This is a genomic window from Streptomyces sp. enrichment culture, assembly GCF_964272855.1.
Lineage (GTDB): Bacteria > Actinomycetota > Actinomycetes > Streptomycetales > Streptomycetaceae > Streptomyces.
In genome coordinates this window covers 2264543-2274809 of sequence record NZ_OZ186847.1, presented here as the reverse complement: position 1 = coordinate 2274809, position 10267 = coordinate 2264543, and the positions used below count along the sequence as shown (strand labels likewise).

Genomic DNA, 10267 nt, shown 5'->3' with positions numbered 1-10267 from the left:
TTCGTGGTCCGCGAGATCGTCTTCGCATGACGAATCACGGCGAAACCACCGATCCCTTCAATACCTCTGAAAACGGCGACATCACGGGACGGGAGGCGCACCGGGTCACCCTGCGCACCCCGGCCGAACTGGCCGACGCCCTGCCGTATCTGCTCGGGTACCGCCCCGAGGACAGCATCGTGCTGGTCGCCCTCCACGACCGGGGCGGAGGCGGCAGGTTCGGCGGCCGGGCCCGGCTCGGCATCCCCACCAACCCGGACGACTGGGCGCCGGTCGCGGCCCAGTTGTCACGCGGTCTGATGACGGGCAGCACCCGCAGAGGAGCCCCGCCGGAGCGGATGGTGGCCTACCTCTGCCAGGAACCCGGGGCGGGCGAGACGGGCCGGGAGGTGATGGAACGGCTGCGCCCGCTGGCGGAGCGGCTGCGGACCGAGTGCGGTCTCCTCGGCGCACCGGTGGTCGAAGCGCTGTGCATCTCCGGCGGACGCTTCTGGTCGTACTGCTGCGAGAGGGCGGGGTGCTGCCCGCCGGAGGGCGAGCCGATGGGCCTGCCCGGCACGTCCGTCCTGGCGGCCGCCGCCACCTACGCCGGGCTCCAGGTGCGCGGCACCCTGCGCGAACTGCGGGCCCGGCTGCTGCCCTGGGAGACCGGGGCCGCCCTGGAGCAGGAAGTCGCCCTGGACACCGCCAGCATGAGCCTCGTTCCCCGGATTCTCGACGACACCGGCCGCGCCGGCGTGGCCGAGGAGACGCTGGCGCTGGCCGAACGGATCATCGGACGGCTGGCCACGGCCCGTCCGGTGACCGGGGCGCTCCTGGCGGACCTCCGCGACGACGACCTCGTCGACCACGACGAGGCCGCCGCGCTGATCCTCGGTCTGCAGGACCGTACGACCCGTGACCGCGCGGCGGAGTGGATGGAGGGCGACGAGGCCGGGCCCGCGCTCCGGCTCTGGCGGACACTGGCCCGCCGCTGCGTCGGCCCCTACGGCGAGCACGCCGCGGCACCGCTCACCCTCGCCGGCTGGGTCGCCTGGTCGACCGGCGACGACCTGGAGGCCCGCGAGGCCCTGGCCATGGCCCTGGGCGCCGACCCCGACTACCTCTTCGCCCGCCTCCTCCACCAAGCGGTCAACGAGGGCCTGGACCCGGAATCCATCCGCCGCTGCCTCCGCGCGGAACGCACCGACCGCACGGCACACGCCGCCACCGATGACCGACCGACGCCGGCCACACCGGACACCACCGGGCACCCAGCAGTTCCGGAGCCGGCAGCTCCGGAGCCGAGCGGGCCGGAGGCGACCGGTCCGAAGCCGGCCGGGCCGTCGCCGGCGCCGCGCGACGCGGACACCGGGCGGGACTCCACGGCGGCGGCACCGCACGAGCGGGATTCCGGCCGGGTGGCTGCGCGCCGTGCGGACTCCAAGAAGCCCCCGCGCCCCCGCCCCGCAACCGCCGGCACGCACCCAGGCGCGGCCCGCGCCGGCGGCACCCGCCCACGTTCGTCGGGCAGGGGCGCGGGCGGCGCGCGGCGTCGCGGGACGTGCCCGGGGGCCCTGCCCTCCGGCGGCAGCAGTGCGCGGGAGGAGGCATGACGCCCGGCGCGGCCCGTCTCCGCCACCGCCGTAATCACCGTCACCGTCGTCATCACGGCAACCTCCGCCCTCACCGTTACCGCGTTTCCGCGGGCCCGGCCGATCACGGCCGTGACCCGGAGCAGCCTCGCCCCGTTCACCTGAGTGGCGGAACACCCGCACGGGCCGTGCCGCCGCACCCACCCCGTCCTGCCGGAACCCCGCGACCGGCGCCGACCTCGCCCCAGGCGTACAGCGCGTAGAGGAAGCCGCCCCCGATGCACCAGCCGACTCCGCTCTGGCCCGACGCTCCCCACCGCCCCACGCCCCTGGGCGGCAACCCCCGGATCGCCCCGCCCGGCGACCGGACCGGACCGCCGCCCCCGCGGGCCGGTGCGGACCGAACCCCGGACAGAGCGGCGGGAGCGGCCGTGCCGGACGGCACGGGTGAGGGACGGGCGACCGGTGCAGGGGGCGGCGCGGACCGGCCCGGCGTCCAGTGGGTGCCCGCCGGATCCGCCCGGCAGTCACCGCGGCCCGCGTCGTCCCCGCACCCGCCGTCCCCGCCGCCACGCCGGGCCGGCGAGCTGCCCCCCACGCACACCGCCCTCATCTGCGTCGCCCTCCCGGGCCTCGCCGTCTCCACGGAGCAGGGCCAGCTGACCGGCCACGGACTGGAGGGGTTCTACCGTGCGGGGCGGCGCCTGCTCTCCCGCTGCCGGCTCCGGGTGGCCGGGCGCGAACCCCTCCCCGTGCAGGCCCGGATGACCGGAGCCGACCGCGCCCGCTTCGTGGGCACGCTGAGCGTGTCCCCGCACGGCGGACCGGACCCTGACGTCGTCGTCGAACGCATCCGCCACGCGGACGGCACGGAGCGGATCACCCTGCACAGCGCCGCGACCCGCCCCTTGCGCCTGCCGGTGGAGGTGGCGCTCGGCACGGACCTGGCCGCGCTCGGCGCGATCGCTGCGGGCGAACCGGGACCGGAGGTGCCCGCCAGCGTCCACGACTCGGGCCTGCGCTGGTCATGCCCCACGGGCGCGTCGTCGGTCTCGGCCGAGCCGCCGCCCTCCGACGCGCTGGCCTCCGCCGGGCTGCTGCGCTGGGAGTTCGAGCTGCCACCGGGCGGCAGCGCCGGCGTGGAGCTGCGGGTACGTCTGGACGGCGCCGCGCCCGTCCGGGCAGTAGGCCGCGCCGCCACGAGCCCGGTCGTCCCCGCCCACGCCACGGGCGACGACCCCCGGGCCGAGGCGCTCCTGCGGACCAGCGTCGAAGACCTCCAGGCCCTGCTGCTGCGCGACCCGGAGCATCCGGCCGACACCTATCCCGCGGCCGGGGCGCCCTGGCGCTGCGGCCTCGCCCCCGCCGAAGCGCTCGCGGCGGCCCGGATGGCGCTGCCCCTCGGCACCCGGCTCGCCGCCGGCACCCTGCGCACCCTCGCCCGTACGCAAGTCACCGGCTCCCGCCCGCAGTCGGGCCTGATCCCCGGACCGCGCCGGGACGCCGGGCCCCATCTGCCGCCGGGCTGCACCGGCACGGAGGCCACCCTCCTCTTCCCCGTACTGCTCGCGGAGGCGCGCCGCTGGGGCCTGCAGGACCCGGAGACGGAGGAGCTGCTGCCGGCCGCCGAACGCTGTCTGACCTGGCTGCGGACCACCGTGGGCGACGGCCCCTACCTCCGCGACCCGCAGCCCGGAGGCCCCGTCCGCTGCGAGACCCAGGCCCACGCCCACCGCGCCGCCCTGCTCGGTGCCGATCTGCTCGACGCCTGCGGCAGACCCGGCGGCGCCGGGCTGCGGCACTGGGCCGAGGCCCTGCGGACGGCGTTCCACGAGGACTTCTGGGTCGACGGCCTCGGCGGCGGACGCCCCGCCGCCGCGCTCACCCCGGACGGCCGCCCCGTGCCCCACCTGGGGTCGGGCGCGGCACACCTCCTGGACACCGGACTGCTCGGCGGGGGAGAGCACGCGCCCGGCCTGCTCGACCGGGTGCGGACCGAACAGCTCGCCCGACTGCTCGGCGGCCCGGCGATGGACTCGGGCTGGGGCCTGCGCGGACTGGGCGCGAAGGAGCCCGGCCACAACCCCTTCGGCCATCGCAGCGGTGCCGTACGCACCCAGGAGACGGCGATCGCCGTCGCGGGCCTCGCCGCCTTTGGCTACGAGAAGGAGGCGACGTCCCTGCTGCGCGGTGTCGTCGCGGCGGCGGAGGTCTTCGGCCACCGGCTGCCGGAGATGTACGCGGGGCAGCAGCGCACCGACGGCAGTGCCCCGCTGCCCCACCCCGCCGCGTGCCGGCCGGCCGCCACCGCCGCGGCCGCCGGAGTCCTCCTGCTGACCATCCTGGCCGGAATCCGCCCCGACGCCCCCGCCCGCACGGTCACCCTGCGCCCCGTGCGCACCGCCCCCCTGGGCGAGCTCTGCCTGACCGGCCTGCGGGTGGCGGGCGCCCCGTTCTCCGTACGGGTCAGCCGTCTCGGCCTCGCCATGGTCGAGGAGGCCGCAGACGGTCTGCAGCTGGGGGTGTGAGCGTGCGGGCCGGGGTGTCGGGGAGGCGAGCGGGGCCGGCGATGTGACCTGTGAAGGGAGTGTTTATCGTCAGGCAGACGACTATGATCGCGGCATGCCCTACGACCCGTCAGCCTTTCCGCCCTTCGCCGTCACCGTGGACCTGGTCGTGCTGACCGTGCGCCGCCATGCCCTGTGTGCGCTGGCGGTACGCCGGGGCGAGCCGCCGTTCCAGGGGCGCTGGGCGCTGCCCGGCGGCTTCGTACGGGACGACGAGGACCTGGCGCAGGCGGCGGCGCGCGAGCTGGCCGAGGAGACCGGACTGCGGGTCCACGACCCCGCCGCTCCCGCCCAGGACAACGGCGCCCACCTGGAACAGCTCGCGACCTACGGCGACCCGGACCGCGACCCCCGGATGCGGGTGGTCAGCGTGGCCCACCTCGCCCTCGCCCCGGACCTGCCCGCCCCCCGCGCGGGCGGCGACGCCAGCAACGCCCGCTGGGCGCCGGTCGAGGAACTGCTGGAACAGGCCGGCTACGGCCGGGAAGGCGACCCCTTGGCGCCGCTCGCCTTCGATCACGCGCGGATCCTCGCGGACGGGGTGGAACGCGCCCGCTCCAAGATTGAGTACTCGTCGCTGGCCACCGCCTTCTGCCCGCCCGAGTTCACCGTCGGCGAGCTGCGCCGGGTGTACGAGGCGGTGTGGGGCGTGGCGCTCGACCCCCGCAACTTCCACCGGAAGGTCACGGGCACACCGGGCTTCCTGGTCCCCACCGGCGGTACGACCACGCGCCAGGGCGGCCGCCCCGCCCAGCTCTTCCGCGCCGGCGGTGCCACGCTCCTCAACCCTCCGATGCTGCGCCCCGAGGTGTGAGCCGGGCGCCCCGAAGGGCCCGAGACGAGCGCCTGCTCCATGGACAGGCCGTTCGATGCCCGGAAAACGGTATATAGCGCGCTAAATTGCTTCAGGTGATCCAGGCCTTCGGACTGACCAGCGACCCCCGCAAGGATCTTCCGCCCGCCGTCGACGACGTTTCCTTCGAGGCGCGCGCGGGCCATGTCACCACGCTGCTCGGCGCCACGGGCGCGGGCAAGACGACGGTGCTGCGGCTCATGCTCGAACTCCAACAGGGCCGTGGCGTCACCCACTTCAGAGGGCGCCCGCTGCACCGCATCGCCCACCCGTCGCGTGAAGTGGGCGTCCTCCTGGGCGACGTGCCGGGCCACCCGGGGCGCACCGTCCGCGGCCATCTGCGGATGCTGTGCGCCGCCGCGGGCGTCCCGGTCGGGCGGGCGGACGAAGTCCTCGAAGCGGTCGGACTGGTCAGCCTGCGCGACGAACGCCTCGGCACACTCTCCCGGGGCGTGGACCGCCGCCTGGGCCTGGCCTGCGCCCTGCTCGCCGACCCGCACACCCTCGTCCTCGACGACCCCGCCGACGGGCTCTCCGCACGGGAGGGCCGCTGGCTGTACGGCATGCTGCGCGCCCACGCCGCGCACGGCGGCACCGTCCTCGTCACCACGGCCGACCCCAAGGAGGCCGCGCGCACCGCCGACCGGGTCGTCACCCTGGACGGGGGCAGGGTGATCGCCGACCAGAAGGCCGCGGACTTCGCCCGCACCCGGCTGCGCCCACGGGTCGCCGTGCGCACCCCGCACGCCGCCCGCCTCGCCGCCGTCCTCACCAAGGAGGCCCGCACCGGGCAGCGCTCCGTGGAGGTCGTACCGGAAGGCGGCAACCGCCTCTCCGTGTACGGCAGTACATGCGCCGACATCGGCGAGACCGCGTTCCGGCACGGCATCCTGGTCCACCAACTCGCCGACGAGGTGGGCGACATGGGCGCCGGCGCGGGAGAGACGGCACAGCTCCCGCCGGAACCCCCACCGGGCGGACCGGACCACGCCGGCCAGCCCGCCGGGACGGACGCCCCGCAGGCCCCCGGCGCCGAGCCGGACGCCCCGCAGACTCCCGGCGCCGAACCGGACGCCGCCGAGCACGCAGACGCGACGCCCCCGCAGCCACCCACGGCACCCGCCGGCGAAACGACGCCCGCGCTGACACCCACCCCGGCCGAGACCGCTCAGCCCGCCCCGGCCCCGGCGACCCCGGAGGCCGGCACCCCAGCCGCATCACCGGCACCCCCTCGCGACCTACCCGAGCTCCCCGAACCACCCCCCACCCCGGACACGCCCCCTTCGCGCCTGCCGCCCCCCTCACCCTCGACCCCCTCGACCCCCTCTCCCCACTCGCCCTCCTCGACGGAATCCCTCCCCGAGCTCCCGCCCCCCATCTCCGTCCGCCCCGCTCCCAGCCCCCTCCGCCCGCTGCGCTACGAGCTGCGCCGGGCCACCGGGATCCGCGTGGGGTTCCTCACCGGGGCCGTCGTGCTCGTCGTCTCCGCTCTCACCGCCGTACTCCTGGCCCGTGTCGGACACACCCCGCAGCACCGGCTGCTCGCCGCCTGGCCCCGGGAGCTGCCGCTGCCGCCCGCGGCGCTCGGTGCCGGGCTGCTGGGGGCGCTGGCCTTCGGGGACGAGTTCCGCCACCCCGCGCTGGCGGCGGACCGCGGCACCGTGCCCCGCAGACTGGGTCTGCTCGCGGCGAAGCTGCTGGTCTCGGCGGTCACCGCGCTCGTCCTGGCCGTGCTCACCGTGGGCTGCGACGCCGAGCTGCTCCATCTCTTCTACGGACGGGAGCTCGCCCGGGTTCCCCCGGACTGGCTCTCGCTCGGCGCGAGTTGGGTCGGGCTGGTGATCGGCTGCGCCTGGGCCGGGGTCCTCGCCGCCGGTGTCTTCCGGTCCACCACGGCGGGGCTGGCGGCGGTGGTCGCCGTACCGGTCGTCGTCGTACCCCTCGTACAGGAGATCCTGGCGGGACCGTCCGTGCGAAGCGCGGCCGGACTCCCGCTGCGGCTGCGCGAGCTGCTGCTGTCGCAGTGGCCCTTCGGGGGAGAGCGTTATCTGTCGGCCGTGGCCGGTGTGCTCGCCCAACCCGTGGGCGGCGCGCTGACCTTGTCGCTGGCCGCCCTGCTCTGCGCTTATCTGCTCACGACCCTGCGGAGCGGGGCCCGATGACAACCCCCCGCGCCCTTCCGGTCCCCCTTGTGCACAACTCCCTCGCAGAAAGCCCGTTTCTTTCCGATAAGGCGTCAATTGCGACGAGGTGAGCGATCACCCTTTCGTGTGCTTTTCACCAAAGACCTCAAGGGAGTTGAGGACGGCGCCGACAAAGGATGCGTGAGTACCCTTGCGCACACCATGATGACCTCCGCCCGCGCCGCAGACTCCGGCCTGTCCGGCCCCGGCGAACTCGACCGCTACCCCTACGCCGAGACCGCCCCCGCGGACCGCGTCGGGGCCCCCGCCTGGGAGGGCGCGGACCCCGAGCTGGGCCGGGTGGGCCGACGAGCCGCGGGCAGCCGCGGCCGCGGCCTGCACGGCCAACTCGTCCAGCAACTGGGCCAGATGATCGTTTCCGGCGACCTGGGCGCCGACCGCCCACTGGTGCCAGAGGAGATCGGCCAGCGCTTCGAGGTCTCCCGCACCGTCGTCCGTGAGTCACTGCGCGTCCTGGAGGCCAAGGGCCTGGTCAGCGCCCGTCCGAACGTCGGCACGCGGGTCCGTCCGGTCAGCGACTGGAACCTGCTCGACCCGGACATCATCGAGTGGCGGGCCTTCGGGCCGCAGCGCGACGACCAGCGCCGGGAGCTGAGCGAGCTGCGCTGGACGATCGAGCCCCTCGCCGCGCGGCTGGCCGCCGGCCACGGCCGTGAGGACATCCAGCAGCGACTGTCCGACATGGTCGAGATCATGGGCCACGCCATGGGGCAGGGTGACGCGCTCACCTTCTCCCGCGCCGACACAGAGTTCCATTCGCTGCTGATCCAGATCGCCGGCAACCGCATGCTGGAGCACCTGTCCGGGATCGTCTCGGCGGCCCTCCAGGTCTCCGGGGGCCCGGTCACGGGCTGTGACCGGCCGAACGAGGCGACGCTGGCCCACCACGGCCGGATCGTGGACGCGCTCGCCGCGGGCGACGGCGCGGCGGCCGAGGCGGCCATGCGGCAGCTCCTCACCGTCCACCCCGAGGTGGAGCGCGTGGTACCCGCGCCGCGCGAGCACTGAGCGGGCATCGCGGGCGTCGCGGCCGGAGGGCTTCCCCCCTTCCTCTTCCTCTCTCTCCGGCGGCGCTCCCCGGCATCGCCCACCCCGGCGTCGCCCTCTTCTTCGGCGTCCGGCCCGGCGGGCCGTCTCTCGTCGGGCCCCGCGGAATCCTCAAGATCCGCGGGGTCCGACGGCGCGACGGCAGCCCTGGATGAACCATGAGCGACCCTGTCTGTCACTGTCTGACCGTTTTTGATCGCTTATGGGGTGTGACTCGGGCCACGCAGATTGGCCGTAACGCTCGGGGGAACAGCGCGATGACCTAAGAGGTGACAGCCGCGGAGGGAATACGGACGCCGTTCAAGGCGCTGTGCATCTTCCCGGCCCCCGCCCGCGCCGTCGGCCCATTCCCAAGCCGGCGGTCGGCTCCTGTCCGCCGTGGACGGGGCCGGAAGTCGTTTTCCAACGTTCCGAGAGGTTGTTCGTGTCGGCCAGCACATCCCGTACGCTCCCGCCGGAGATCGCCGAGTCCGTCTCTGTCATGGCGCTCATCGAGCGGGGAAAGGCTGAGGGGCAGATCGCCGGCGATGACGTGCGTCGGGCCTTCGAAGCTGACCAGATTCCGGCCACTCAGTGGAAGAACGTACTGCGCAGCCTCAATCAGATCCTCGAGGAAGAGGGTGTGACGCTGATGGTCAGTGCCGCGGAACCCAAGCGCACCCGAAAGAGCGTCGCAGCGAAGAGCCCGGCCAAGCGCACCGCCACCAAGGCGGTCGCGGCGAAGACGGTGACCACCCGTAAGGCCACCGCCGCGCCGGCCGCCCCGTCCGCGCCCGCCGAGCCTGCCGTCGATCCCGCCGAGGAAGCCGCACCCGCCAAGAAGGCAGCAGCTGCCAAGAAGACGACCGCCAAGAAGGCGGCCGCGAAGAAGACGGTCGCCAAGAAGACGGCGGCCAAGAAGACCACCGCCAAGAAGGACGACGTCGAGCTTCTCGAGGACGAGGTTCTCGAGGACACCAAGCCGGGCGACGAGCCCGAGGGTGCCGAGAGCGCGGGCTTCGTGCTGTCCGACGAGGACGAGGACGACGCCCCGGCGCAGCAGGTCGCCGCGGCCGGCGCCACCGCCGACCCGGTCAAGGACTACCTCAAGCAGATCGGCAAGGTCCCCCTGCTCAACGCCGAGCAGGAGGTCGAGCTGGCCAAGCGCATCGAGGCGGGTCTGTTCGCCGAGGACAAGCTGGCCAACGCCGACAAGCTGGCCCCGAAGCTCAAGCGCGAGCTGGAGATCATCGCCGAGGACGGGCGCCGCGCCAAGAACCACCTGCTGGAGGCCAACCTCCGTCTGGTGGTCTCGCTGGCCAAGCGCTACACCGGCCGCGGCATGCTCTTCCTGGACCTCATCCAGGAGGGCAACCTCGGTCTGATCCGCGCGGTCGAGAAGTTCGACTACACCAAGGGCTACAAGTTCTCCACGTACGCCACCTGGTGGATCCGTCAGGCGATCACCCGCGCCATGGCCGACCAGGCCCGCACCATCCGTATCCCGGTGCACATGGTCGAGGTCATCAACAAGCTCGCGCGCGTGCAGCGCCAGATGCTCCAGGACCTGGGCCGCGAGCCCACCCCGGAGGAGTTGGCCAAGGAACTCGACATGACCCCGGAGAAGGTCATCGAGGTCCAGAAGTACGGCCGCGAGCCCATCTCGCTGCACACCCCGCTCGGCGAGGACGGCGACAGCGAGTTCGGTGACCTCATCGAGGACTCCGAGGCCGTCGTCCCGGCCGACGCGGTCAGCTTCACGCTGCTCCAGGAGCAGCTGCACTCGGTGCTCGACACCCTGTCGGAGCGCGAGGCGGGCGTCGTCTCCATGCGCTTCGGTCTCACCGACGGTCAGCCGAAGACCCTCGACGAGATCGGCAAGGTGTACGGCGTGACGCGTGAGCGCATCCGCCAGATCGAGTCCAAGACCATGTCGAAGCTGCGCCACCCGTCGCGTTCGCAGGTGCTGCGCGACTACCTCGACTAGGTCGCGGTCGTACGACGTCGAAGGCCCGGTTCCGCCACCGCGGGACCGGGCCTTCG

Annotated in this window: 6 protein-coding genes; all 6 read left to right on the top strand. The window is 74.3% G+C overall.

Annotated features, from left to right (window positions below):
* Positions 1-26: 26 nt before the first annotated feature.
* The 6 genes from ACSU6L_RS09640 (at position 27) to ACSU6L_RS09615 (ending at position 10211) form a co-directional block, all read left to right on the top strand.
* Positions 27-1595, top strand: coding sequence for a DUF4192 family protein (locus ACSU6L_RS09640; RefSeq protein ID WP_437055511.1), 1569 nt, complete (start codon positions 27-29; stop codon positions 1593-1595).
* 257 nt (positions 1596-1852) lie between these two features.
* Entirely contained in the window at positions 1853-4102 is a 2250-nt protein-coding gene (locus tag ACSU6L_RS09635; protein ID WP_437055509.1) for a glycogen debranching N-terminal domain-containing protein, read from the top strand.
* A gap of 94 nt (positions 4103-4196) precedes the next feature.
* On the top strand, positions 4197-4955 hold the full coding sequence (locus ACSU6L_RS09630) for an NUDIX hydrolase (protein ID WP_073939434.1): 759 nt from the start codon (positions 4197-4199) through the stop codon (positions 4953-4955).
* 95 nt (positions 4956-5050) lie between these two features.
* On the top strand, positions 5051-7156 hold the full coding sequence (locus ACSU6L_RS09625; protein ID WP_437055507.1) for an ABC transporter ATP-binding protein: 2106 nt from the start codon (positions 5051-5053) through the stop codon (positions 7154-7156).
* A gap of 162 nt (positions 7157-7318) precedes the next feature.
* Entirely contained in the window at positions 7319-8206 is an 888-nt protein-coding gene (locus tag ACSU6L_RS09620) for a FadR/GntR family transcriptional regulator (RefSeq protein ID WP_437055505.1), read from the top strand.
* 463 nt (positions 8207-8669) lie between these two features.
* Positions 8670-10211, top strand: coding sequence for an RNA polymerase sigma factor (locus tag ACSU6L_RS09615; protein WP_365514834.1), 1542 nt, complete (start codon positions 8670-8672; stop codon positions 10209-10211).
* The last annotated feature ends 56 nt before the right edge of the window (positions 10212-10267 follow it).

Excerpts from the sequence above, each read along its gene's own strand:
- ACSU6L_RS09640 (WP_437055511.1), top strand. The coding sequence starts at position 27 with ATGACGAATCACGGCGAAACCACCGATCCCTTCAATACCTCTGAAAAC.
- ACSU6L_RS09635 (WP_437055509.1), top strand. The coding sequence starts at position 1,853 with ATGCACCAGCCGACTCCGCTCTGGCCCGACGCTCCCCACCGCCCCACG.
- ACSU6L_RS09630 (WP_073939434.1), top strand. The coding sequence starts at position 4,197 with ATGCCCTACGACCCGTCAGCCTTTCCGCCCTTCGCCGTCACCGTGGAC.